Origin of the sequence: Marinobacter sp. MIT932201 (genome assembly GCF_047123295.1) — a bacterium.
Taxonomy (GTDB): Bacteria; Pseudomonadota; Gammaproteobacteria; order Pseudomonadales; family Oleiphilaceae; genus Marinobacter; species Marinobacter salsuginis.
In genome coordinates, this window is record NZ_CP138917.1 from 374,902 (window position 1) to 398,952 (window position 24,051).

Consider the following 24,051-nt stretch of genomic DNA (forward strand, 5'->3'; position numbering starts at 1 on the left):
CCATGACATTCAATCCCGGCAAAAAACTCTACATCTCCGACGTGACCCTGCGAGACGGCAGCCACGCCATTCGTCATCAGTACTCCATCAAGAACGTGCAGGATATTGCCCGTGCGCTGGATAAGGCCAAGGTGGACTCCATCGAAGTGGCCCACGGCGACGGACTGCAGGGCTCCAGCTTCAACTACGGCTTTGGTGCCCACACCGACCTGGAGTGGATCGAGGCGGTGGCCGAAGTGGTTACCCATTCGAAGATTGCCACCCTGCTGCTGCCCGGCATCGGCACCGTCCATGATCTGGACAACGCCTACAACGCCGGCGCCCGGATTGTGCGCGTGGCTACCCACTGCACCGAGGCGGATGTGTCCAAGCAGCACATCGAACACGCCCGGAAGCTGGGCATGGATACCGTCGGCTTCCTGATGATGAGCCACATGCAGACCCCGCAGGGTCTGGCTGAGCAGGCCAAGCTGATGGAAGACTACGGCGCCACTTGCCTGTACGTGGTCGATTCCGGCGGCGCCATGAACATGAACGACATCCGCGACCGGTTCCGGGCTCTAAAAGACGTGCTGAAACCCGAAACCCAGACCGGCATTCACGCCCACCACAACCTCGCCCTGGGTGTAGCCAACTCCATCGTGGCGGTGGAAGAGGGCTGTGACCGGGTGGATGCCTCCCTTTCCGGTATGGGCGCCGGCGCTGGCAACGCGCCGCTGGAAGTCTGCATCGCCGCCTTCCACAAGATGGGCTGGGAGCACGGCACCGACGTGTACGCCCTGATGGACGCCGCCGACGACATCGTGCGTCCGTTGCAGGACCGCCCGGTTCGTGTGGACCGTGAAACCCTGGCGCTGGGCTATGCCGGTGTGTACTCAAGCTTCCTGCGCCATTCCGAAGTGGCGGCGCAGAAGTACGGCCTGAAGACCGTGGATATTCTGGTGGAGCTGGGCAAACGCCGCATGGTGGGTGGCCAGGAAGACATGATTGTGGATGTGGCGCTGGATCTGCTGGCGGCACAGAAGGAGCAGAACGCATGAGCAAGACATTGAGCCGTGAGCAGGTTCTGGCCCTGGCGGAACACGTGGAAAACGCCGAATTGCAGGCCCATGACATCACCAAGGTCACCAACGACTTTCCGGACATGACCTTCGAAGATGCCTACGACGTGCAGTGGGAGATCCGCCGTCGCAAGGAAGCCCGTGGCAACAAAGTCGTTGGCATGAAAATGGGCCTTACCTCCTGGGCCAAGATGGCCCAGATGGGAGTGGAGACGCCGATCTACGGATTCCTGGCGGATTACTTCAGCGTGCCCGACGGTGGAGTGGTGAACACCAAAGAACTGATCCACCCGAAGATCGAGGCCGAGATCGCCTTTGTCACCAAGGAGCCGCTGAAGGGCCCTGGCTGCCACATTGGCCAGGTTCTGGCCGCCACCGATTTCGTGATCCCCGCGGTGGAAGTGATCGATTCGCGCTACGAAAACTTCAAGTTTGATCTGGTGAGTGTGGTGGCAGACAACGCCTCCTCGACCCGCTTTATTACCGGTGGCCAGATGGCTGATGTCGCTGATGTGGATCTGAAAACCCTGGGCGTGGTGGTCGAGAAGAATGGCGAAGTGGTAGACGTTGGGGCCGGTGCCGCGGTTCTGGGCCATCCGGCTTCCAGTGTCGCCATGCTGGCCAATTTGCTGGCAGAGCGCGGTGAACACATCCCGGCTGGCACCTTCATCATGACCGGCGGTATTACCGCAGCCATCACGGTTGAGCCCGGTGACAACATCACGGTCCGATACCAGGGCCTGGGTACGGTATCCGCACGATTCGAATAAGGAGGTTTTATGCCTGTCGCCCAGATCAACATCCTGGAAGGCCGGTCTGATGAGCAAAAGGAAGCGCTCATCAGAGAGGTCACCGATGCGCTTTGCCGGTCGCTAGGGGCGCCTGTAGAGAGTGTCCGGATCATCATCAATGAAATGCCGAAGCAGCATTTCGGTATCGGTGGTCAATCCGCGAAGAAGCTGGGGCGCTGAGTCCCAGCTTCTGGACAGGCCCGTTTTGGAGGAAATCGTGGACAAGCTGCCGGTATTATTTGTCTCATGTGATGCACGAAGCCTGGAGGCTCAGCGACAAGCTGGTTCCGGACCAGCGAGGATGATCTGGGGGCAAAGTGTCAGGAGTGTCTTGCTGTTAAGCACGGACACAAGTCTCCAGGCGCCGGAGGTCACCCACCTGAAAGGGGATCATGAGCGTTCGGAGCGTGTCTTTTCTCTGCTCAGTTCCCGGGGCTTTGCTCCGGGTTTTCAGGATGAAACGTGTGAGGGTAGAGAGAATTTTCTTCGGGCGTTGCTTTCCGAAGAACCGGCGGACCTCTGTGAGCTCCGACTTAATACCGGGATGAGTGAAGGAGAGTACCGGCTTGTCGGGCAATGTCTGGAAACCATTCGGGAGCAGGGTGTCCTCGTGATCTGTCTGGATGACAAGCGCGAAAGCCAGGTATCGCTGCATGACCGGCACCTGCGTGAGATGATCAACGGCTGGGTTCAGGACCAGCAGTGGGGTGCCGCGATCTCGGTCAAGGGCGGCCTGTCCGGTAACAGGCATAACCGTAAACTGGAAGATCCAACCGTGTGCCTCCTCAACGCCGCGTTTACGCTTGGCGGATGTAAATTCCCTCAGCGGATGTTCAGCAGCGGTATGAATAATGCTGGCCAGATGCTGTCCGGATTTGGCTGGATGCGGTAATCCCAATGGCCGGGAAACAGTTGCTGTCGATGCCATTGCGCGATCTTGCTGATGGGCTCCGATCCCGGGACATGACAGCGGAGTCTCTGGTTGAAGCCTCGATAGAAGCCAGCAAGGACTGTGATAACCGAGCCTATATCAGCTGGCGCCCCGAGCCGGCATTGGAACTTGCCCGCGCCGCTGATCAAGTCAGGGCTGCCGGTGGTTCCACCGGGCCTTTGATGGGTATACCGGTATCGGTAAAGGACATGTTCGGGGTGTCGGGTTTTCCCACCTACGCCGGTTGTGCGAGAGCCTTGCCGAAAAGCTGGGAGGCTGAAGGGCCTCTGGTTCGAGCCTTGCAATCCCAACTTGCTCCGGTGGTGGGTAAAACCCACTGCGTGGAGTTCGCTTTCGGGGGGCTGGGAACAAACGCCCATTGGCCAACCCCCCAAAACCCCTGGTGCAAGAATGAGCATCGGGTGCCTGGCGGGTCGAGTTCAGGTGCCGGAGTGTCTTTGATCAATGGAACCGCGGCGCTGGCTCTGGGCACTGATACCGCCGGCTCTGTGCGTGTTCCTGCAGCAATGACGGGTGTGGCCGGCCTCAAGACCACAGGCGGGCGCTGGTCCACCCGCGGAATTGTTCCGCTGTCGAGCACCCTGGATACACCCGGTTTGCTGGCCCGTCGTGTTGAGGATCTGGCCTTTGCGTTCGAGGCGCTTGACCCGATGTTAGCTCGCAGAGGCGCCGGGATACCTGCCAGCCCGGACCTGTCCCATTTGACCCTGGGGGTTCCGGATGGTTTTTTTTGGGAGAATTGCAGTCCCGGCATTGCGGAAACTGTCGAAGCATCCCTTAAACAGCTTGAAGCTGCCGGCGCCCGGCTGGTGAAGTTTGAGTTGTCCGGTCTGGCAACGGTTCATTCAATGTTCCTCAAGGGCGGCGTGGCAGCACCGGAACTGGCGGCTTTAATCAGGGAAGAGCTACCGGATTACAGATCGTCGCTTGATCCCGATGTGGCGGCCAGGCTTCACAAAGCCGAGGGATTACCCGCGTGGGAGTACATTCAACGCCGTACCCTGATTGATCGTTTGTCTGCTCAGGCGGCCGAAGAACTATCAACAGTGGATGCTCTTCTGACACCGACGGTTACGCTTACGCCGCCAACCGTGAGCAGTCTGGCGGACCCTGATGCCTATGTAGCGGCCAATATGCAGGTTCTGCGCAACACAGCCGTGGCGAATTATCTGGGCCTGTGTGGGCTGAGTTTGCCGGTCGGTTTCGATTCGATGGGTTTGCCGGTAGGGCTTCAATTGTTGATGGGGCCCTGGCGGGAAGAGCGGCTGCTGGCAGTCGGTCAGGCCGTTGAGCGCTGCCTCGGCACAGGTCCTGATATAATGGGCCTGGCGCCTGCAGACTAACGGCTTGTCTGCTTCCTCTGGGTGTCAAATTCGGCGGGCATTTTCTGAGCGGTGAGGTTCCCTTGGCAGGTCTGAAGATTTTAATGATGGGTGCCGGTGGCATTGGTGGATATTACGCGGCAAGACTCGCCCAGGCGGGACACGAGCTGGTCCTGACCGCGCGTGGTGATCATCTCAAGGCGTTGAAAACCGGTGGCCTGACTGTGGATTATGAAGGCGAGATTCTGCATCAGGCACTGCCGGCCTTTTCCCACACAGAGCTGATGCAGAAGCATGAACCCGATGACTTTGATCTGATCGTCATCGCCCTGAAGTCCACGGCGACAGCGCCGGTCATGGATGAGATTTCCGATTGGCTGGAGAACGCGTCTGTTCCGATACTGTCGCTCCAGAACGGGGTCGACAACGAGCTGGTGATTGCCGGGGTGGTTGGTGAGGATCGGGTACTGGGTGGGCTTGCGGTGCGCATTGGCGGCCACATTACCGAACCCGGGCATGTGTTCGCCGAGGGCGTTGCCCAGGTTGTGATGGGTGCCTGGCCCAGGCAGCGACCTGACGATCCCCGCGTTTCCCTGCTCAGACGGTTGGAAGCATTGTTCAACGCGGCCGGCATTCCAACCACCGTCTCTGAAAACATCCGTTACGAACTCTGGCGCAAGCTGGTGATCAACAACGGTGTGAATCCGCTGTCCGCCCTGACCGGTCTTGATACCCGGAGCCTCACACACCACCCAGAATTCCGGAAGATTGTCCATGGAATGATGGCGGAAACAGTGGCTGCATCGGAGGCCGACGACGTCAACCTCGGGCCGGAGGATCTGGCCGAGATGTTCGACCTGATCAGCAACTTCAACGCCATCAAGACATCCATGCTGGTCGACAAGGAAAAAGGGCGGCCCCTGGAGCTTGACAGTATTGCCGGCGCGGTCCTGCGACGCTGCGAGCGACTGGGCATTGAGGCGCCCTACACCATGACGGTCAGCGCCCTGCTGAGCCATTCCCAGGGCTAGCGATCCGTCAGCTTGAGCTCGATTCTCCGGTTTCTCTGAAGCGCTTCCGGTGAGGTGCCTTCCGCCACCGGGAAGAACTCGCCAAAGCCGGCAGCCGCCATGCGCCGTTCCGGTACACCCTGCGCTGCAAGGTAGCGCACGACTGCAACCGCCCGCGCGGTGGACAGCTCCCAGTTCGATGGAAAGCGCGGTGTATTGATGGGCAGGATATCGGTGTGGCCGTCGATGCGCAGTATCCAGTCCACGTCCTCGGGTATTCGTTCGGCCACATCCAGCAGCAAATCCGCAAGCTTGTCCAGCTCCTGCCGGCCTTCCTCGCCCAGTTCCGCCGAGGCGGAGGCAAACAGCAGTTCCGAGGGCAGCAGGAAGCGGTCGCCGACAATCCGCACGTTCTCGTTACCCGCCAGAATATCCCGGAGCCGGGCAAAGAATTCCGACTGGTACTGTTCCAGCTGGCTGACCCGCTCGGCGAGCAGGGTGTTCAGCCGTCGGCTCACCTGTTCCAGCTCCTGCTCTTTCTCCGCCGTCATCTGTTCCTGCAGCTCCAGGGCCGAGGCAATCTGTCTGAGTTGTTCCCTCAGTGAGGCGATCTGATTGGATAGCCGCAGGATCATGGCCTGCTGGCTTGCGGACATCTCGTCTTTTTCGTCAATGGATTCTTCCATGCCGGCCAGTCGTTCTGATTGCGCATCGGCGATGGCGGTCTGCTGCATCAGCCGCTCACGGGTAGATTCCAGCTGGTCGACCAGGCTGTTGTTGCGGTCCTGAACGCTGGTCAATTGAGCTTCCAGTGCCTCACTCCGGCTTTCTTCCAGGCCAAGCATCTCCGAGAGTTCGTTCAACTGGGCATTCAGGCGGGCCAGCTGGGTATCCCGGTCAGACAGCGTCTGGGACAGATAGAGCTGGCTGACCACATATACCAGCAGCATGAAGATCACCAGCATCAGCAGTGCCGACAGGGCATCCACATACCCCGGCCAGACGTTGGTGGTGCTTCGGCTTCGGCGCCTGGATCCGATCATGACAGGTCTTTCTCGCTGTCTACGCGGTCTACAAGATTGGTCACGCCGGTCAGCCACTCCTCAAGGCCGTCATAGAAGCGGTTCTGGGCATGGCCGGCCTGGATATCGAGAAAACCAAGAATCAGCGAGCCGCCAAGGCCCAGCAGGGAGGAACTGAAGGCCGTGCCCATGCCCTCAAGCGGTGTGAGCAGGCCTTCCTGCAGTTCGGCAAACACCTTGCCGAAATCCTCCTGGCTCATATCAAGGCCGGTGATCACCTGGCCGACCGAGTTGATGGTGCCGAGCAGGCCCCAGAAGGTACCCAGCAGACCGAGGAAAACCAGAAGACTGATGAAGTAACGGGTGATCTCGCGCTGCTCATCCATACGCGAGTGAATACCATCAAGCACGGTCCGCAGGGAGAGCGTAGACAGAGTGAACCGGTCCTTGGTTGCATCTTCTCCGAGCTGTCTTGCCAGTGGCTTCAGCAGTTTAGGCTCCTGAACCACCGACAGTCCGGCATGCCCGGTCCGGAACTGTGCAATCCACTTCAATTCCGGAAAAAGGACAAATACCTGCCGGTAGGTGAGGGCGATACCGACGATCAATACTCCGAAAATCAGCAGGTTGAAAACCCAGTTGGCCATGAAGGCCGAGATCAGAGGTTTGTGGATCAGGGCGCCGACGATGACGACCACGCCGAGGAACAGCGTCATCCAGAAAAGGGTGTGCTTCGGGTTGCTCATAGCGCTGGCCAGCTTTTTTGAGATATTCCTCAAAACGTTAGCACAGATATGAGAAGCTGTTGGCGTCAGTAACTGAACTTTAATCGGAGCGCTTCATGACTGGTGATCTGCCTTTCCGTTTTCGCTTCCGGGTTCGCTATGGCGAGTGCGATGCCCAGGGTGTGGTATTCAATGCCCGTTATGCGGATTTCGTTGATATTTCAGTGAACGAATACATCCGTACGCTGTTTGGCGATTACCAGCATCTACTGGATCAGGACCTGGATATTCAGGTTGTGAGTCTCACCGTAAACTGGAAAGCCCCGGCAAAGTTCGATGATGTGCTGGAGGCGCGTGTTCGGGCGGGGCGAATCGGCAACACTTCGTTCACGTTGCATCTTGAATTCTTCAGGTATGGGGATGAGGCGTTTATCGCCGATGCCGATGTGACTTACGTGGTGATTCAGCCTTCAGTGATGGGAAAAGTGACGATACCGGATCATATTCGTGAACTGCTGGAGCAGGGCGCTCCTGGCCAGTTGATCAGTCACGCGGGGGAATGAACTCGAAGCGTAAGAAAAAGGCCAGATGAGAATCTCACCTGGCCTTGGGTTCATCTTCCGGTCTTTACCGGATCAGGCCTCCTGCAAAGCCTGCACAACGGCTTTCGCGGCGCCCTCGGAGGATGCCGGGTTCTGCCCGGTGATCAGCTTGCCGTCCACCACGATGTGCGGAGCCCAGTCGTCACCGCGGGTGTAGGTGGCGGTATTTTCCTTCAGCATGTCCTCGAGCAGGAAAGGCACCACACCGCTGAGGCCTACTGCTTCTTCCTCGCTGTTGGTGAAGCCCGTTACTTCCCGGCCGCCAACGATGTTCTGGCCCGGTTTGACTTCCACGTTCTTGAACACGGCCGGCGCGTGGCAAACCGCACCAATGACCTTGTCCTGCTCGTAGGCGGTCTTGATCAGGGCAATGGACTTGTCGTCGTTGACCAGATCCCAGAGCGGGCCGTGGCCACCCGGATAGAAAATCGCGTCGTACTCGTTCATGTCCACATCACTCAGCTTCTTGGTGCTGGCAAGGGATTCCTTGGCGTGGGCATCCTGCTGGAAACGACGGGTGGTTTCCGTGAGTGCCTCTTCCGCCTCGCTGTTGGGGTCCACTGGCGGCTGGCCGCCTTTCGGCGAGGCGATGGTGATGTCTGCACCGGCATCCCGGAAAACATAGTAGGGCGCGGTGAATTCTTCGAGCCAGAAGCCGGTCTTGTGGCCGGTGTCGCCCATCTGGTCGTGTGAGGTGAGAACCATCAGAATCTTCATGGTGTCCGTCCTTATATGTTGACGAATGAATGGCACTTCGACAGCTATTGGTAAATAACGTGTAGCCGGTTTGGTGAACCGCTTCTTAACTGATCTGGTAATCGACCTTGTGCCATGGGTGGTTGATTTCAACCGTGATTACGTAAATCCGACGTTCCCGGATCTTGAACCGTCTATACTGGACACAGATGACCAGACTGCATAAGAACCTGAAAGGCTCACAGGCAAGGACGACAGGAATGCGAGTGCTAACAGCCGCCCTTCTGATGGTGTTGGTGTTTCACGCTTGGGCCCAGCAGGGCACAGAAACTGTGGAACCTCTTACCATCACCGTGGGTGCCAACCATGCACCCCCATACCGGATTCTCGAGGGTGGGGAGAGAACCGGCCTCTACGTGGAGATCTTCGAGGAGATTGCCGAGCGGCTCGGCTGGGAAGTGCACTACCGGGAAGCCCCGTTCAGGCGCGTGTTGAGAATGGTCCAGCAGGGCGAGGTTGATGTCATGCTTGGTCCTCTGGAAACCGAGGAACGGGCCGAATTGATGGAATTTGTGGCGCCGGCGTTTCCGCCAGAACGGCGATTGTTCTTTTATCTGAACAAAGAGCACCGCATTGAACGCTACGCCGATCTTTATGGCAGGGCCATTGGCGTGCTGGAAGGCGCGTCGTATTTCCCGAGGTTTGATGATGATGAGGACCTGCTCAAAGAGCCGGCGCCCCGATATGAAAACCTGATGCTGATGCTGCAGAAGGGCCGGGTGGATGTGGTGATTGCGCCAGAACTGGTGGGTTTGTACGCGGTTGAGAAACTGGGTCTGGATATTGAGGTCTCGCCGTTCTTTGTGCCCGGAGAGCGCTCTTACATCGCCGTTGCGAAAAACTCGCCGGTGATTCAGTACGCCGACGATATCCGGGCGGCGCTGAAACTGATTGAAATGGAAGGCATACACGAGGACCTGGTGTTGAAGTATCTGGACCGAGCCGCCGAATGATTCCTGCGCAGTCTGATCTGTGGTTTCTGCCCCTGGGAGGGACCGGCGAAATTGGCATGAACCTCAACCTCTATGGCCACGACGGTGCCTGGTTGATGGTGGATTGCGGCGTCACCTTTCCAAAGCCTGGCCGTATTGCCGCTGACGGAACCGTGCACCACCGGGGGGAGCCGCCGGTACAAATGGCGGATCCCGCTTTCATCGCTGACCGCCGTGACCGCTTGGCAGGCCTGATTATTACCCATGCCCATGAGGATCACGTTGGAGCCGTACCCTATCTCTGGCCGCTGTTGCAGTGTCCGATCTACACCAGTCGGTTCACTGCGGAAATTCTGCGACGAAAACTGGCGGAGTTCGATCTGCTGCACCGGGTTCCGATCATTGAAGTGGAGACCGGCCAGAGCAAACAGATCGGGCCTTTCAGCGTGCAATGGCTGGCGCTGACGCATTCCATCCCGGACCCCAACGCCCTGATGATTAGAACCGCCGCAGGTAACATCTTTCACAGCGGTGACTGGAAGCTGGATGAGCAGCCGCTGGTCGGCCATGGCTATTCGCCACAGACCTTTAGCGATCTGGCGAAAGAGGGTGTGAACGCCATGGTATGCGACTCCACCAACGCAACGGTGTCAGGTCACTCGGTGTCCGAGGCGGCCTTGCATACCGGATTGTTGCAGGCTATACGATCCGCTGAGGGGCGCGTTGTAGTGACCTGCTTCGGCAGCAATATTGCCCGCCTGCATACGCTCTCTTCGATTGCGCGGGAAACAGGGCGCTATATGGGGCTGTTGGGCCGTTCGCTGATCAATATGAGTGGCGCCGCCAGAGCCGCCGGCCTGTGGGATTCGGCTGACCAGTTGATCAATCCCGCTCATCTTGGCTATCTGCCCCGGGATGAAGTCCTGGCCGTGGCCACCGGCAGTCAGGGTGAACCCAGAACGGCCCTGCGCAGACTGGCTGCTGGTACGCATCCGGATTTCGAGCTGGAAACCGGCGATACAGTTATCTTCAGCGCCCGTGCTATTCCCGGCAATGAAGAAGCCATCGAGGCGCTCGTGGCGAGACTGAAAGAGTTGGGTGTCCGGGTAATCACCGCCGAAGATGCGGATTTGCCAATTCATGCTTCAGGTCATCCTGCGCAGGAAGAACTGGAGTTAATGTACAAATGGGTCAGGCCTGCCATTGCCATTCCGGTGCATGGTGAGGCTGAACACATGGAAACGCACGCTGACATAGCCAAAGCAACTGGTGTACCCCGAGCCATGGTGGGCAGAAACGGCGATCTTTTCATGATCCGGCCAGTGCCGGGGATACGTCGCCAGGTTGTCGAAACCGGCCGTCTGGGCTGGCACAAAGAAGGTCTTGTCAGAGTTGAATAAGCTATTGTTTTCTGTTGTTGGTAAGTCACTTGTCTTTTTTGCAGCCGCGATGATTCTTTCGCCGACTAATGCCACGGCAGTAACCCCGTGCGACACACTCACCGTGAGTGGTAATCCGGAGTATCCGCCCCTGCTCTGGCGAGACGAGCAAAATCCTGGTTTCCTGAATGGCGCCGTACCTGCTTTGCTCCGGGAAATTACCCAACCCCTCGGCGTAACTGTGGAAGTGAAAGATATCGGTTCCTGGGCCCGGGTCCAACGGATGGCGCGCGAGGGGGAGATTGATATGGTAGCCGGGGCGTTCATCACGTCGGAACGCATTCGCTACATGGATTATCTGCTTCCTCCGGTCACGCACTTGCCAACAGCGGTCTGGGTGCCCATCGGGCGGGAGTTCGTCTATCGCCACTGGCCAGACCTGAAGGGCAAGCGCGGCAGTACCCTGATCAACAACAGCTTTGGCCAGAACTTCGACCGGTATGCAGAGCAGAATCTGCGCATTGAAGGTGTCCGGTCCATTGAGCAATCCTTCCAGATGGCGTTGGTTGATCGTGTTGATTATGTGCTCTATGAAGTCCTTCAGGGAGAGGTGAAACTTGAATACATGGGCATTGCTGACGATTTCGTTCCGCTGGAAACGCCGGTTAGCCGTGAGGGCCTGTTTCTGACTTTTTCCAAGGCTTCGCCGTGTAATTCCTTTGAACTAAGAGAGCGCATTGCGGACCGGCTTTATGAGCTTGTGAACTCTGGCAGGGTGCAGTATAAAGCTCGTTATACAAAAGCGAGTTGAGAGGCTACCGTTAGTGCTAGCACATGAACTTTTGAGGCGCACCCGTCGTAACTCAGTACAGGTACTCCCGGTATAAAATAAAATTCATGGGCAGTATTGCTGGGAAGGAGTCCGTAGCAATGGCAAAGGCAGTTACCTCGGGCCACAGGGATTTCGTGTACAGGTTGTCGCTCAACCTTGCCCGCTCGAAGATTGACGAACTGGATGGTTGCATCCACGGGGTTATTGCTGAGCTTGGCGATTGGCTTGGATCTGATCGCGCCTACCTGATCAATTTCGAAGAAGCCACCCAGACAATTTCAATCTCCCATGAAACCTGCAGAGACGGCGTCACACCCCAACGGGATGCCATTCAAAATGTTCCGAAGGACCGATATCCCTGGCTTATGGAGCAGCTTCAGATCCTTCCGGTTCTGGTGATCCCCGAAGTCGAACAACTTCCCCCGGATGCAAAAGAAGAGAAACTGGAATTCCTTCTTGAAAGTATCCGGAGTCTGGTTCTCGTTGGTTTGAAGCTGGAGGGACAAGTCAGCGGTATTCTGGGGTTCGATTTTCTTGACCATTCCTGTGCACTGGATCCGGGTACAGAGGAATTTCTGCTCCAGGTAGGCGAAGTTCTGGGGGCTTCGGTGCACCGACAGATATTGGCCAGTCGCAATGTGCGATTCGAAAACAGCCTCTATCGGTATTCCGACCAGTTTCCGGGGGTTATTTTCCAGTTCAGGATGTACCCCGACGGGCAAACCACGTTTCCCTTCATCAGTGAAAAAGTGAAGGAGCTGTTCGGACTCCCGGCCGATGCACTCAGCCTGGATGCGAAGCCCCTTTTAGACCTCATTGATCCAGAAGACAAGAAATCCTTCGACGAAGATGTAGATGAATCAAGGCGGCAAATGACGCCGTTTGAAACAAACTTCCGGGCCAGGAAACAGGACGGAACAACGGCTTGGATGGAAGCGCGGTCGGTTCCTGCCCGGTTGGCCGATGACAGCATGATCTGGCACGGGTACTTCTACGATGTGAGTGACCGCAAGCAATCGGAATCAGAGATAGAGAAACTGGCGTTCTACGACGCGTTGACGGGCCTTCCAAACCGGCGCCTGTTGCGGGATCGCCTGGCCCAGGCGTTAACTGGAAGCACCCGGGATCATAGCCACGGCGCCCTGGTCTTTATCGATCTGGATCACTTCAAGAACATCAATGACTCGGCGGGCCATATGACAGGAGATGAGCTGTTGATTCAGGTCGGCAAAAGGCTCAAGCAGACAGTCAGGGAGTGGGATACCGTCGCAAGGCTTGGTGGCGATGAGTTTGTTCTCATTCTGAAGGGGTTTCCGGCCGATGCTTCCAGCGCTGCCGCCCGCGTGGAAAAGGTCTGTGAGAAAGTCCGGGAAGCACTGAACGAACCCTATGAACTGAATGGCTTTGAGTACACCGGTACGCCAAGTATTGGTGTCACCCTGTTTTTTGATCACGATGATTCCCTCGAAGAGCTCCTTGGTCAGGCCGACATGGCCATGTTTCGTGCCAAGGAAGACGGTCGCAACTGCATCCGTTTCTACGATGCCATGATGCAGAAAAAGGTGTCCGAACGCCTGGCCATGGAATCCGACCTTCGACTGGCCATTCGGAAGAACCAGTTGGCAGTGCACTACCAGGTTCTTGTTGACGAGAAAGGTAAGCCGATAGGTGCCGAGGCGTTGCTTCGATGGCGTTGTCCGGGCCGTGGCATGGTGTCTCCCGCCGAGTTCATTCCGCTGGCAGAGGAAACGGGCCTCATTGAATCGGTTGGCTACTGGGTACTCGAAGAGGTCATGTCCACGATAGCCAGTTGGAAAAAACGGGGCGGTGTTCTGGCACGGCTCCAGGTGTCGGTAAACGTGAGTGCGAGGCAGTTCCATCTGCCGTCTTTTTGCTCAACTGTGATGGCATTGCTCAGAAAAACGGGGGCATCCCCCAGAAACCTGAAAGTGGAAATCACCGAGAGTGCACTGGCTTACGATCTTGAGTTGGTGGAAGAAACACTGCGAACCCTGAGAAGCATGGGCATACGCATTTCCCTGGACGATTTCGGCACGGGCTATTCATCCCTTGGTTACCTGAAACGGCTCTCGCTGGATGAGCTTAAAATTGACCAGGGATTTGTGCGAGACATCCTCGATGATCCCAATGATGCTGCCATCGCAGAGACCATTCTGGCCCTCGCTTCGTCACTGAAACTATCGGCGGTGGCGGAAGGCGTGGAAACGAAAGGGCAGCTGGAACGCCTTGTTATGATGGGGTGCAACCGGTTTCAGGGCTATTATTTCAGCAGGCCGGTGCCTGTGCGGGAGTTTGAGGGATTGATCGAAAAGGCAGGCGTGGGACACAGAAGAAGGGCTTGGTAGTTCGCATCCTATCTGTATACACTAGCCTTTCCGAGATTTCTTTTCAAACAACATCGAGAGTAATTCCCCCATGGCAATCTGGTCCCGTACCCCGAACCTCGAACAACTTGTCCAGTCCAGTCAGAACACGGCCGTTAGTCACATGGGTATCGAATACCTGGAAATTGGCGATGATTATGTGAAGGGCCGTATGCCCGTGGATGAACGCACAGTCCAGCCGTTTGGCATTCTCCATGGAGGAGCGTCGGTGTTGCTGGCGGAAACCCTGGGAAGCATGGCGGCCAATTGCTGTCTGAAGGATTCGGAAACCGTTGCGGTTGGGTTGGATATCAACGCCAACCACATCCGTCCGGTTACCAAAGGCTGGGTGTATGGCACGGCCAGGGCCATCCATATTGGTAGCGCCACTCAGGTATGGGAAATTCTGCTTGAGAACGAAGAAGGTAAAACCACCTGTATTTCCCGGCTGACCATGGCGGTTACCAGGCGTCCCGGTTGAATTGCCCGGGTGCGTTCAGGGCTTGATTCGCACCCTTCCCCTGCCAAACGCTTTGGATTCGTACATTGCGTTATCGGCCCTGGCCAGAAGATTCTTCAGGCCTGGCTCCTCGGGGTGTAGTTCTGAAATGCCGAAACTGGCCGCTGGCAGGAGACGGACATCACGATACTGGACTGGCATTCCCTGCATGAGCCCCAGCAGTCGTTCTGCCATTTCTGAGGCCTCAGCTGCATGAGCATCGGCGAGAAGGATTGCGAACTCCTCTCCGCCAATGCGCGCGGCAATGTCGGCCTCCCGGACGTTGCGACGGACCAGATTCCCGATGGCCCGCAACACTTCATCCCCGGCCTCGTGGCCATGGTTGTCGTTGATCTGCTTGAAGTGGTCCAGGTCAAACATGATGATGCCCAGAGGCGAGTTGTTGCGGCGGGACTGTTTCAAAAGCTGGTTTCCCAGTTCGAAAAAGGCTCTTCTGTTTCGAAGTCCGGTAAGGTCGTCCTCCAAGGCAGCAGCCCGGGCTTTCTCATGGGCTTCCTTGAGTGCCAGCTCCATTTCTTTTCGTTCGGTGATGTCGGTAGCGATCTCCAGGCGGACCAGCCGGCCATCTATCCAGGGAATCGCCTGGTCCCGGCACTGGTACCAGCGTTGGTCCAGTCGGTTCTGGAATTCCCAGATGTGCGGGGGGGAAGGACTGCCTGCTGAGTCAATCAGCAGGTGGTTGGTGCAGAAGTCGCAGGGGCTGGCGCTATCCTGCAGGACTTCCCAGCACTTTCTGCCATCTATGGACCCCCAGATTTTCCGGCCATAAGCATTCATGTACAGAAGCTCATGGGTTTCAAAGTCTGATACGTAAACCAGGGCGTCCAGGTTGTCGAGCACGGCTCTAAGCCCCTCGACGGGGGTGCCCCCCAGAAGCTCCACGTCTTCTGGTGTGGCGGGAATGTTGAGGGACGGTATGCCGGAATCCATGTCTTTTGTGCCGGAGTCTGTTTGGCCAGCAGTATAGCAAGGCGTTTCGGATTGAAAAGTAACCGACTGTCGCTTTTATGTGGTTTTGGAACCGAGGTGGGGCTTTGGCTTGGTGACAATCAGGTCCTGATCGACAAACTCCTGAAGAACGATCTCATAGGTTCCGTCCGGGACTTCCCGGGCGATACGATACACCTCACCAGCGCCATCTTCCGCGCTGGCCTTCAGGTCGACCGTGCGATAGGGGTTCATCCGGCTTTTATCAGCTTCTCTGACCAACAGAACGCAGGGCTTGAGTTTATGATCTGGCCGGCTCTCGATAACGATGCCAACCTCGCCGTTGACCATTTCCACAATGGAGCCGGGCGGATAAATGCCAATGAGCTGAATGAATTGATCCGCAAGTTCCGCGTCAAACTGGGTGCCCCGGTGTTTGTGGATGATATCCAGCGCCTGCATGGACGCCCTGCCTTTGTCGTAGACTCGATCACTGGTAATCGCATCGTAGGTATCGACCAGCCCCACGATCTTCGCGAAATAGGGAATCTGATGGTCGCTGAGGCCCCTGGGGTACCCTGAACCGTCCATCCTTTCATGATGACTGAACGCAACATCGACAGCCGTATTCAGTGAATGACTGGTGCCCATAAGAATGGTTCTTCCGTGAGTCGTATGGTGCCTCATCAGCTCAAATTCTTTAGGAGTCAGGGCGCCCGGTTTGTTCAGGATTTCGTCCGGGATTTTTGTTTTGCCAACATCATGCAACAGGCCGCAGAGCGCCAGGCTCTCGATTTCCCCATGCAGTAATCCGAGGTGTTTCCCGAATGCCGCGCAAAGAATCGAAACATTGATGCAGTGCTCGGCCGTGTAGGCGTCCTGATGCTTGATCTTGGTAAGGAGCATCAGGGCATTCTCGTTTCTCAGCACGCTCTCAACGCACCCTTTGACAACTTTGCGCGCGTTGTTGATGTCCAGCGTGCGTCCCACGCGCAATCCAGACATGATCGACTTGGCCGTGTCCTGGGCGTCCTTGAACCGGATCCTGGCCGTGGCCATTTCAGTGCCCGCGTCGACCTTATTGATATAGGTGACTCGCTTGCGCGGCACAGGCGGGGTTTTGGGTGTCGGTTCGGGGGCGGACTTGCGTTTGAACAGTCCCAGCAGTCCTGATCGCTGACCGTTCCGCGAGCCGGCCTCCTGGGGAGCGCGCGCTTTTTGGACCCGCCCCTCAATGAAAACGAACGCGCACTGGGCCCGTAGGGCGTCAATGTCCGCCTGGTCCTTGATCACAAAGCCCTGAATCAGAAAATCGGTCTCCTCCCACGGGCGGTCCAGCCGAGTAACATGCATGCCAATGGCAAGCTCGGCGACATCCACCTGTGTTTCAACAATTTCCTGATGGCTTTTGTTCATGGCTCGGTCCGATTACCTACTTTAGCCATTTTGACGGAATGAGTTGGTAAATGAAGAGACTGAATTGCAAAATTTGGTCAAATAGTGTTCGCTAATCATGCTGGGGTCAAGCGCCTGAGCATCGTCGATATTCGTTTCTCGATACCTGAACGGGAATCGTCCATCATGTCGGATCACCGCTTTTTCCACCTCTGGTGGCTTGCACTGGCTGCGGCTCTCATTCCGCTGGTTACGATCCATGTCACCTTTGTTGTTTCGGTGCTGGAGGGCCACGTTGAGCTATGCATTCCCTACTGGGATAGTTGCACCAGCATCAGTCGTACCGGCCGTCACGGAACATCTTACTTCATTTTCAAAGGTACCATGCTGCCGGCGGCCTTGCTCGGGATTCTGTTCTGGTGGCTCAACGGCCGGTGGTTGCGCCAGCTCGGCGTACATTCGTCCGGGGTTGCCTGGATCCCGTGGCTGGGTATGGTGGCCAGTGTGTCGCTTGCCGCCTATACCCTGGCGCTGGGCCATGCCGGCGACGGCTTCAATCTGGTCCGCCGTGTTGGTGTGGTTCTGTATTTTTCGCTCACCTTCATCTGTGAGTTGCTGGTTAGCGCCGGCTTGCGCAGCCATCCACTTTGGAAACACACGGGCATGAGGCTGTTGAATCTCTGCCAACTGACCCTCGCTGTGGGGATTCTTTCAGTGATCCTGAATGGCGTGGCCCCGGAGTTCTATAGCCGCAAGGACGATGCTTTCGAGTGGATCCTGGCTTTCCTGATCAACGCCAATGCCATCTGGCTGGCGCTGCTCTGGCGCAAGAATCGGTTCCGTGTCCGGCTCTGGGCCGATTCCTAGAGCGGGAGCAGGCCGCGAATGAGGGCTGCGGTTCCGGCGATGGCCGCGATGCCGAGAATGACCGGGCGAAGGCCTTCAAAGGGCATGCGGTTGACGAGTTTGCCGGAAAGCCAGAAGCCCAGGAATACGCCCGGGAAGGTCACTGCGAACAGGAACAGCTCCCGCGTTCCCAGGTAGCCGGAAGCGAGCAGGCCTGACAGGCTCAGGACGCTGGCCGCCAGAAAGAACGCGGACATATTGGCCCTGACCAGAGGCCCCTTTTCATTCTGGTAGATCAAGGCGATCGGTGGCCCACCCACTGCGGTAATCGTGCCCATATAGGTCGAGGCGGCTCCGGCCATCACGCTGTTGCGGGCGTTCAGCGCAGGCTTTAGCCCACCAATGCTGAGCGCTACCCCGGCGAGAATCAGCACACCAAAAATCAGCTCGAAGCCCGCCGTCGAGATCACCAGCAATGTCAGAGCCGCCAGAATTGCGCCGACAACTCCGCCCACAATGGCAAAGCGCACTTCCCGGACCTGCAATGCGCCTCGATTGCGTATCAGCATGAAGACAGTAAGCAGAGTGGCATTCAGTATCAGGGGGCCGGGGACCAACACCGGGCTGATAAGAAAAAGCAATGGCGCAGCCAGTGTACCAATGCCATAGCCGGCCACGCCCTGCAGGCAGGCCCCGGCGAGAATGGCAAGGTTGGCCAGAAGAATCTGTAACAGCGATACATCCGTCAAAGGAAATCACCAGGAAGTCGTTGGAAAAGGCCGGAGCAGTACCGGTCAGATATTGATACACTGCGGGGCCAGGAGCAAAGTCGAAAAGAATGATCCCCGATGACCCAGCAGCCTGAACACCAAAGTTGCCCCTGTGGCAGCGGCAAATCCTACCCCGAATGCTGCCAGCCGTTCCATCAGGATAAACCGGCTCCGTCGCCGGAGGCATTGATGCGGTCCCGTTACGCAGCGTTCGTTCTCGATCTTCCGGATTACCTGCGAGCCACCTGGCACCAGAGCACACGACCACAGACGCTCACTCTGGCAGACTCGCCGGAATGGACCGGTTTGCAGATCCTGGACACCAGTGAGTCGGGCAATCGCGGCAGGGTTCATTTCCGAGCGCTCTACCGCCTGGGTAAGGGCTGGGGCTTTCTCGAAGAGAATTCCGATTTCGTTCAGGAGCAGGGCCGCTGGTATTACCTTCGGGGAGACACCAGCGAGGGCCAGTTGAAGCCCGGTCGGAACGACCCCTGCCCCTGTGGCAGTGGCCGGAAGTACAAGGCCTGCTGCCTGTAGGTATCCATTACTCGAACGAGGGCAGTTCCGGCTTGGCGACCGGTTTGCCTGCTTCCTGCCAGGCATCGAATCCACCGGCGATGGACTGCACATGCATGTAGCCCATTTCCTTCAGGGCCTTGGCGCTCAGGGCGGCTCGCCCGGATGTTTTGCAGTAGCAGACAATGTTCATGTCGCGGCTCTCAAACGCCGGATCGTTGGTAAACTTGAACTCCAGCAAGCCGCGGGAAATGTTCACCGCGCCCGGTATATGGCCAGCCCGGTATTCATCCGCATCACGCACATCCAGCAGAAGATCGGCATTCTTGATGGCATCGTCCGCCTGATCCAGGGGCACTTCCTGGATTTCTTTCTTGGCGGCTTCTACAAGGTCATGGGCAGTTTTCATAGCTGAGCTCCTCAAACTGATGGAATAAGGTTATGCCTCAGGATAAGGGTTCGACCGCCGAGCGTCACTCCGCATATGTACGATTAAGCCGCCTCGTTGTTACCGAAGGCGCAGGCGTACTTACGTTCAAAGCGCTTATCTGCCCATCTCCCGTAGATACGCGAGGCAATCTGGAAAATGCCGGGCCACAGCAGGGGCTTGAACAGAAAGCCAAAGGGCGTGTGGGACCAGGCCCGAACGTTTGCAGGCAAGCCGATGACCCATTCCCCGGTCCAGGTCATCAGGTGCAGGCGTCGCAGCAGAGTTTCATGGCTCGGCAAATTGCCGCTGCCATCACGCTGTTCGTGGATGTCTGCGAAGATGAGATTGCCACGCTGCAGTTTGCGCAAGATGCGAATCTCCTTGGCACACAGTGGGCATTGTCCGTCGTAAAACAGGGTGTCATAACGGGGCTCCATCAAGTCCTCCAAGGGTCAGAATCTGTTTCCGGGCGTCCGCTTTACACTCTTCCAGGGTTTCCAGGATCCCGTCGAGGGCAGCGGGTAAGACCTCCGGGGCCGCCTTGCGGAACTGGTCAAGCAGTTCGATCTGAACATGTAGATCCTGGAAGCGGCCATACAGCTTTTGGCGTGCTTTCATCGTTTTCAGCTCGGACTTCCAGGTTTTCGAGTCCAGCTCCATCAGGTAACGGATTCGCTTGAGTTGCTTGCGAAGCCGATGAATATCCTCATCCGGGGAGGTATGCATCAGCTCAGCGGTCAATTTGTTGAACCCTTTTATACGGCTCTCCACCGCCTTTCGGATGTCTTTTGCCCTCAGCGTCTCCGCCAAATTCTGGAACTTTCGGGACTCAATGAGGTTCAGCCAGTGCTCCATGCTGTCGTGATAGCGCTTGCTCTGCAGGCGCTTGACCAGTTTTTTGTGGCGGTTGGCGGCTTCCTGTTCGAACCAGATCTGCAGGGCTGTCCGGATTTCCGAGTTGTCGCCACATAATTCGGGTAAGTCCCGGAGAAATACGTGCAGATCACGTAACGGTCCCGTCGCCCGGGCATGCCGTTTCAGGCTTTTAACGGCCTTCGCTAGCGCCTTGTCACCGGCCACTTCCTGCACCGATTCGGCAACCGCGCGGCTGCGTCGGATGGCAATGCGGTACTGGTGTAGGAATTCGTCATCCAGGCCCAGGATCACACCACGCTCCAGTTGCCGGAGTCTGTTCAGCTGATGGTGAAGGGCCTCGGGAATGTCTTTTGCCGGGTCATCTCCCGCGGTTTTGGCCTTCTTTTTCAGTTTTCGCTGGAAGTGGGTGTAGCTGTAATCCTGTGGCGTCATCAGCGCTACCAGTTTGCCCTTACCCCGGTCTAGCTGATGCCAGTCTTTGATCGAGAGGCGGATGTGAATGAAGCTGGCGGTGGGTAGCTGTTCGGGAGGTTGTTTTAACAGCCACTGGGCCAGTTCCAGCAGGGCCGGATTGTGACCTACAAGCATAACCTGGGAGTCTTCTTCCCGCTCTTTCAGCCAGGCAATCAACCGACGGTAGTCAAACGTATAGAGCTCGCTTTGAGTGTGCCAGTGCTCGGGCATAACAGGCTCGGGCATGGCCCCCTCGAGGGTCGCCAGGGCACGGGTGGCGTTACTGCAGTAAATCTCACCGTGCAGTGCGCCGGCGGCCTCCAGTGCCTTGCCCAGCGGAGCCAGCTGGCTTTCACCCCGGGCATTAAGAGGTCGCTCACGGTCGCACAGAGACTCATCGGCCCAGCTGGATTTGGCGTGGCGTACCAGAAACAGGTGCTTCATTGGCCTACCTTCGTGGTGGTCCTTTAGTCTAACCCTTGCTCAAGACATTTTCGTTACTGCCGATACTCTACTTGTCTGATAACAATGGCGGAAGATCAGTTTGTCCAGAAAGCCGAACGCGCCATGCGTCGGTCTCTGAAACCTCTTTTTACAAACTGGAACAGAGCACCTGAGTGGGTCTGTGGATAATCCGCATCAATAGAAAGTTCCCGGGAGTCTGGAAGCATGAATGTTCTGAGTCGGTTAAAAATCCGAAGCCGCTTACTTATCGCCACACTGCTGCCCGTACTGTTAACGGCGGCAACCCTCGCTTGGATCACCGCCAACCAGATTCAGGCGAACGGCGAAGCAGAGCTCAAACGCCTGGAGACCAGTCTTCTCGAGGCACGCAAGACCGGGCTGCAGAACCTGATTGATGCTGCTGAGGCAGTGGTGTTGGAGGCCAAGAACGACCCCTCAATGACAGAAGCAGAGGCGAAGGAAGCGGCTGCCGCGCGTCTGCGTTCTATCCGTTTTGATGAAACCAATTATGTATTCGCCTACACCAGGGATGTTTTCAATCTGGCGTATGCCCCGGATCCCTCGAAAGAAGGCCCCACGACAAACCCGGTTGTCAGGAAACTGGTTGGCAATCTTTTCAACGCGGCCCGCGGTGAGGGCTTCTATGGCTATGACTGGATGAATCCGGCCTCTGGCAATGAAGAACCCAAGATGTCCTACTCCACGATCATCCCGGACTGGGACTGGATGATCGGTGCCGGCGTCTACATTACCGACATTGATCGCCAGGTGGCAGCGGCTCGAGAAAAAAATCGAAGCCGGCATGGCCGAAACCCTGGGCTTTATCCTGCTGGTGACAGTGCTGGTGGTTGTGATTGCCCTGGTAATCGGCATCTTCGTGGGTCGTAGTGTGACCCGGCCACTGAAGAGTGTCAGCAGCATGATGCAGGAAATCGCCGACGGTGAGGGTGACCTGCGCCAGCGCCTGCCAGATGAAGGCGTTGACGAACTGGCCGAGCTGGGTCGGCGCTTTAACGCCTTCGTGATCAAGATCCAGGACACCATGCGTGAGGTGGGCGCGACCACCGATCAGGTAGCGTCCGCAGCCGAGGAGTTGAGCCGGGTGGCTAATGAAACCCGGGCTTCGGTTCAGGAGCAGGGCTCCGAGACTGACCAGATCGCCTCAGCCATCAACGAAATGGCCGCCACCATCCAGCAGATTTCCGGTAATGCCAATGAGGTTGAGAGCTCTGCCTCAGACGCCGATCGCATGGCCCGGGAAGGTGGCGAAACCATCAGCAGTGCTCAGGGCGCCGTGAACAAACTGTCCGAGGAGATCGAAGATACCGCCCGAAGCATCAACGCTCTGGCGGAAAAGTCCGATGAGATCCAGCAGGTGCTGGATGTCATTCATGCTGTGACTGAGCAGACCAATCTGCTGGCCCTTAATGCCGCCATCGAGGCTGCACGGGCTGGTGAGCATGGGCGTGGTTTCTCAGTGGTTGCGGATGAGGTTCGCCAGCTGGCGAAACGCAGCGCCGAGTCTGCTGATCAGATTCGCACCATGATTGACGGCTTTGTTACCGAATCCAAGGCATCGGTTGAGCAGATGAACAAGTCACGCAACCGCTCGACAGAAACCGTCGAAAGGATCAACCATGCAACCAGCGCGTTGCGAACCATCGAGACCTCGGTCGGCAAGATTCATGATCAGGTGACTCAGATCGCCACAGCCTCAGAGCAGCAGAGCCAGGTTGCCGAAGAGATTAACCAGAACGTCGTCCGCATTGTCGATGCTGCCCAGCGCAGTGATACCGGCGTAAACCAGACCAACGAAGCCAGCCACGAACTGGCGCGCCTGGGTGAGAGCCTTCGGGAGCTAGTTGGTCAGTTCAAGGTCTGATCAGCGGCTGTCGGTCGCGTTGATGAGCTCGCGCAACCTTCGGGAGCGTTTGGCTCGGGCGCGGACCGTGGCCGTCAGGTAGTCGGCGTCGAACGGCTTAAGGACGTAGTCGTCGCCTCCGAGCGCAACACTCAGGGTTTTCTCATCCTGATGAGACTGTGACGTCAGGAAGACGATGGGAGTGGCATCGAATTCACGGTCCTCCCTGAGGATGGCAGCGAGTTCTGTCCCGGAGACGTTGGGCATCACAATATCCAGAATGATGACATCTGGCCTGATCGCCCGCGCAACCGTCAATGCCTGCAGAGGTTCCTCGCAGGCATGTACCTCAAGCCCAACATATTCCAGCTGTATTTTTGCGGCCTGCAGGGCGGTTTGATCATCATCTACCAGCAGTACGCGGTAGGTTGTCGTGTGCTTGCGCTCGGCGAATTCATGGGCGAGGTCCATAAGGCGGTCTTTGGTGACCGGTTTGACCAGATAGCGCGAGGCACCCGCCCGGAGTGCTGCAAGCCTGGCGGGCATTTCGTCATGGATAGAAAGAAAGATAACCGCCGGCATTCTCCCCAGCCGGTTGCGAAGCTGTCGAATGATGTCCGGCCCCGCGCTCATGTCCTCGCCAAAGGCGACGTCCATAATAATCATGTCTGGCCGGGCAAGCGTTTCAAATATATCCAGATAAACCGACGAAGACAGGAAAACTTCCGCATCAAATCCGGCCTCAATAAGCCAGGTAAGCATTTCCTGAGCCACCAACTCGTCATCGTCCACAATGTGGATTTTCCGAGAGCCGCGTTTACTGGGTCCAGGGCTTTCCTCAACCGGCTTCAGGTCGCAATTTCGCATGGTCTCGACCAGCGTATCCATCATTTCTCTTTTCGAGAGAGCGTCGAGAGGATGCGTGTGCCAGTTTTCGGCAAGAGACAGTAACTGCCTTGCTGCTGTCGAAACACACTCAAGACCGAGAGAACCGGAAGTGCCAGCGAGCTTGTGGGCCTCCTGATATAGCAGTCCGAGTGAGGCGTTCAGGTTGTCGAGCCCGACAGCATCATTCGGGTCCGTCGGTATCGCGTCGATGAGCGCTTCGAGACGTTCAAACGTCTCGGGCAACTTTTCCACGTAGGCGGCCCGGAGGGCCTCTAACTGTGCCCGATGTCTGGAAAGCTCGTTGTCTGGCATGGACTGTATCCCGGATCCCTGGAA

The 24,051-nt window shown here is 57.1% G+C and carries 24 protein-coding genes and 1 pseudogene; 15 read left to right on the forward strand and 10 right to left on the reverse strand.

Translation table 11 applies throughout. From position 1 onward, the window contains the following. Positions 1–2 precede the first annotated feature (2 nt). The 6 genes from dmpG to SIC15_RS01680 all read left to right on the forward strand — a co-directional run bounded on the left by dmpG (position 3) and on the right by SIC15_RS01680 (position 5,157). The gene (dmpG, locus tag SIC15_RS01655) at positions 3–1,040 is read left to right on the forward strand and encodes a 4-hydroxy-2-oxovalerate aldolase (RefSeq protein WP_136630695.1); all 1,038 of its coding nucleotides are present in this window, start codon (positions 3–5) and stop codon (positions 1,038–1,040) included. Continuing rightward, on the forward strand, positions 1,037–1,831 hold the full coding sequence (gene dmpH, locus SIC15_RS01660; protein WP_069182675.1) for a 2-oxo-3-hexenedioate decarboxylase: 795 nt from the start codon (positions 1,037–1,039) through the stop codon (positions 1,829–1,831). Before dmpG ends, dmpH begins: the two co-directional genes overlap by 4 nt. Positions 1,832–1,840: 9 nt before the next feature. Continuing rightward, complete coding sequence (locus tag SIC15_RS01665; RefSeq protein WP_069182676.1) at positions 1,841–2,032, forward strand: 2-hydroxymuconate tautomerase; 192 nt, start codon at positions 1,841–1,843, stop codon at positions 2,030–2,032. A gap of 151 nt (positions 2,033–2,183) precedes the next feature. Beyond that, positions 2,184–2,744: a hypothetical protein gene (locus SIC15_RS01670; protein ID WP_069182677.1), complete on the forward strand. Its 561-nt coding sequence runs from the start codon at positions 2,184–2,186 to the stop codon at positions 2,742–2,744. 5 nt (positions 2,745–2,749) lie between these two features. Next, entirely contained in the window at positions 2,750–4,147 is a 1,398-nt protein-coding gene (locus SIC15_RS01675) for an amidase (RefSeq protein ID WP_069182678.1), read from the forward strand. A gap of 62 nt (positions 4,148–4,209) precedes the next feature. Further along, positions 4,210–5,157: a ketopantoate reductase family protein gene (locus SIC15_RS01680; RefSeq protein ID WP_227549319.1), complete on the forward strand. Its 948-nt coding sequence runs from the start codon at positions 4,210–4,212 to the stop codon at positions 5,155–5,157. Here the strand turns inward: SIC15_RS01680 and SIC15_RS01685 are convergent. Together SIC15_RS01685 and SIC15_RS01690 are read right to left on the reverse strand one after the other, a co-directional pair. Continuing rightward, a complete protein-coding gene (locus SIC15_RS01685) occupies positions 5,154–6,179 on the reverse strand; it encodes a peptidoglycan -binding protein (RefSeq protein ID WP_136630696.1) in 1,026 nt (341 codons plus the stop codon). The genes SIC15_RS01680 and SIC15_RS01685 overlap by 4 nt on opposite strands. Beyond that, on the reverse strand, positions 6,176–6,904 hold the full coding sequence (locus SIC15_RS01690; RefSeq protein WP_136630697.1) for a MotA/TolQ/ExbB proton channel family protein: 729 nt from the start codon (positions 6,902–6,904) through the stop codon (positions 6,176–6,178). Before SIC15_RS01690 ends, SIC15_RS01685 begins: the two co-directional genes overlap by 4 nt. Positions 6,905–6,999: 95 nt before the next feature. On the opposite strand from SIC15_RS01690, the gene SIC15_RS01695 reads away from it, so the two are divergent. After that, positions 7,000–7,446, forward strand: coding sequence for an acyl-CoA thioesterase (locus SIC15_RS01695; RefSeq protein ID WP_305965565.1), 447 nt, complete (start codon positions 7,000–7,002; stop codon positions 7,444–7,446). 72 nt (positions 7,447–7,518) lie between these two features. Here SIC15_RS01695 and SIC15_RS01700 read toward each other — a convergent pair whose 3' ends face one another. Continuing rightward, a complete protein-coding gene (locus SIC15_RS01700; protein WP_041645947.1) occupies positions 7,519–8,202 on the reverse strand; it encodes a type 1 glutamine amidotransferase domain-containing protein in 684 nt (227 codons plus the stop codon). A gap of 239 nt (positions 8,203–8,441) precedes the next feature. Here SIC15_RS01700 and SIC15_RS01705 point away from each other — a divergent pair, with 239 nt between their 5' ends. From SIC15_RS01705 to SIC15_RS01725, 5 genes are all read left to right on the forward strand, one after another. Continuing rightward, positions 8,442–9,194, forward strand: a complete 753-nt coding sequence (locus SIC15_RS01705) for a substrate-binding periplasmic protein (RefSeq protein ID WP_136630733.1) — start codon at positions 8,442–8,444, stop codon at positions 9,192–9,194. Further along, the gene (locus tag SIC15_RS01710; RefSeq protein ID WP_136630699.1) at positions 9,191–10,573 is read left to right on the forward strand and encodes a ribonuclease J; all 1,383 of its coding nucleotides are present in this window, start codon (positions 9,191–9,193) and stop codon (positions 10,571–10,573) included. The genes SIC15_RS01705 and SIC15_RS01710 overlap by 4 nt, the downstream gene beginning before the upstream one ends. Further along, complete coding sequence (locus SIC15_RS01715) at positions 10,566–11,363, forward strand: substrate-binding periplasmic protein (RefSeq protein ID WP_412536943.1); 798 nt, start codon at positions 10,566–10,568, stop codon at positions 11,361–11,363. Before SIC15_RS01710 ends, SIC15_RS01715 begins: the two co-directional genes overlap by 8 nt. A gap of 119 nt (positions 11,364–11,482) precedes the next feature. Next, a complete protein-coding gene (locus SIC15_RS01720; RefSeq protein WP_405417984.1) occupies positions 11,483–13,750 on the forward strand; it encodes a putative bifunctional diguanylate cyclase/phosphodiesterase in 2,268 nt (755 codons plus the stop codon). Positions 13,751–13,820: 70 nt separating this feature from the next. Further along, positions 13,821–14,249 (forward strand): hotdog fold thioesterase, encoded by a 429-nt coding sequence (locus SIC15_RS01725; RefSeq protein WP_405417987.1) that lies wholly within the window; start codon positions 13,821–13,823, stop codon positions 14,247–14,249. A 15-nt stretch (positions 14,250–14,264) separates the two neighbouring features. On the opposite strand, the gene SIC15_RS01730 is transcribed toward SIC15_RS01725, so the two are convergent. Then, a complete protein-coding gene (locus SIC15_RS01730; protein WP_412536944.1) occupies positions 14,265–15,218 on the reverse strand; it encodes a GGDEF domain-containing protein in 954 nt (317 codons plus the stop codon). A 75-nt stretch (positions 15,219–15,293) separates the two neighbouring features. Then, a complete protein-coding gene (locus SIC15_RS01735) occupies positions 15,294–16,631 on the reverse strand; it encodes an HD-GYP domain-containing protein (RefSeq protein WP_412536945.1) in 1,338 nt (445 codons plus the stop codon). 165 nt (positions 16,632–16,796) lie between these two features. Here SIC15_RS01735 and SIC15_RS01740 point away from each other — a divergent pair, with 165 nt between their 5' ends. Beyond that, complete coding sequence (locus tag SIC15_RS01740) at positions 16,797–17,477, forward strand: hypothetical protein (RefSeq protein ID WP_412536946.1); 681 nt, start codon at positions 16,797–16,799, stop codon at positions 17,475–17,477. Here SIC15_RS01740 and SIC15_RS01745 read toward each other — a convergent pair. Further along, positions 17,474–18,205, reverse strand: coding sequence for a sulfite exporter TauE/SafE family protein (locus SIC15_RS01745; RefSeq protein ID WP_136630705.1), 732 nt, complete (start codon positions 18,203–18,205; stop codon positions 17,474–17,476). The two genes, SIC15_RS01740 and SIC15_RS01745, sit on opposite strands and share 4 nt — an antisense overlap. 99 nt (positions 18,206–18,304) lie before the next feature. Here SIC15_RS01745 and SIC15_RS01750 point away from each other — a divergent pair, with 99 nt between their 5' ends. Then, positions 18,305–18,763, forward strand: a complete 459-nt coding sequence (locus SIC15_RS01750; RefSeq protein WP_227549318.1) for a YchJ family protein — start codon at positions 18,305–18,307, stop codon at positions 18,761–18,763. A gap of 7 nt (positions 18,764–18,770) precedes the next feature. Here the strand turns inward: SIC15_RS01750 and SIC15_RS01755 are convergent, their stop codons facing one another. The 3 genes from SIC15_RS01755 to SIC15_RS01765 all read right to left on the reverse strand — a co-directional run bounded on the left by SIC15_RS01755 (position 18,771) and on the right by SIC15_RS01765 (position 20,945). Then, complete coding sequence (locus SIC15_RS01755) at positions 18,771–19,151, reverse strand: rhodanese-like domain-containing protein (protein ID WP_136630706.1); 381 nt, start codon at positions 19,149–19,151, stop codon at positions 18,771–18,773. Positions 19,152–19,234: 83 nt separating this feature from the next. After that, entirely contained in the window at positions 19,235–19,609 is a 375-nt protein-coding gene (locus SIC15_RS01760; protein WP_153637086.1) for a thiol-disulfide oxidoreductase DCC family protein, read from the reverse strand. Continuing rightward, complete coding sequence (locus tag SIC15_RS01765) at positions 19,593–20,945, reverse strand: CHAD domain-containing protein (protein ID WP_412536947.1); 1,353 nt, start codon at positions 20,943–20,945, stop codon at positions 19,593–19,595. The genes SIC15_RS01760 and SIC15_RS01765 overlap by 17 nt, the downstream gene beginning before the upstream one ends. Positions 20,946–21,170: 225 nt before the next feature. Between SIC15_RS01765 and SIC15_RS01770 the strand changes: the two are divergent. Continuing rightward, positions 21,171–22,848, forward strand: a pseudogene (locus SIC15_RS01770) (methyl-accepting chemotaxis protein). On the opposite strand, the gene SIC15_RS01775 reads toward SIC15_RS01770, so the two are convergent. After that, complete coding sequence (locus tag SIC15_RS01775) at positions 22,849–24,027, reverse strand: response regulator (RefSeq protein WP_412536948.1); 1,179 nt, start codon at positions 24,025–24,027, stop codon at positions 22,849–22,851. It abuts the pseudogene before it with no gap. Positions 24,028–24,051: the final 24 nt, after the last annotated feature.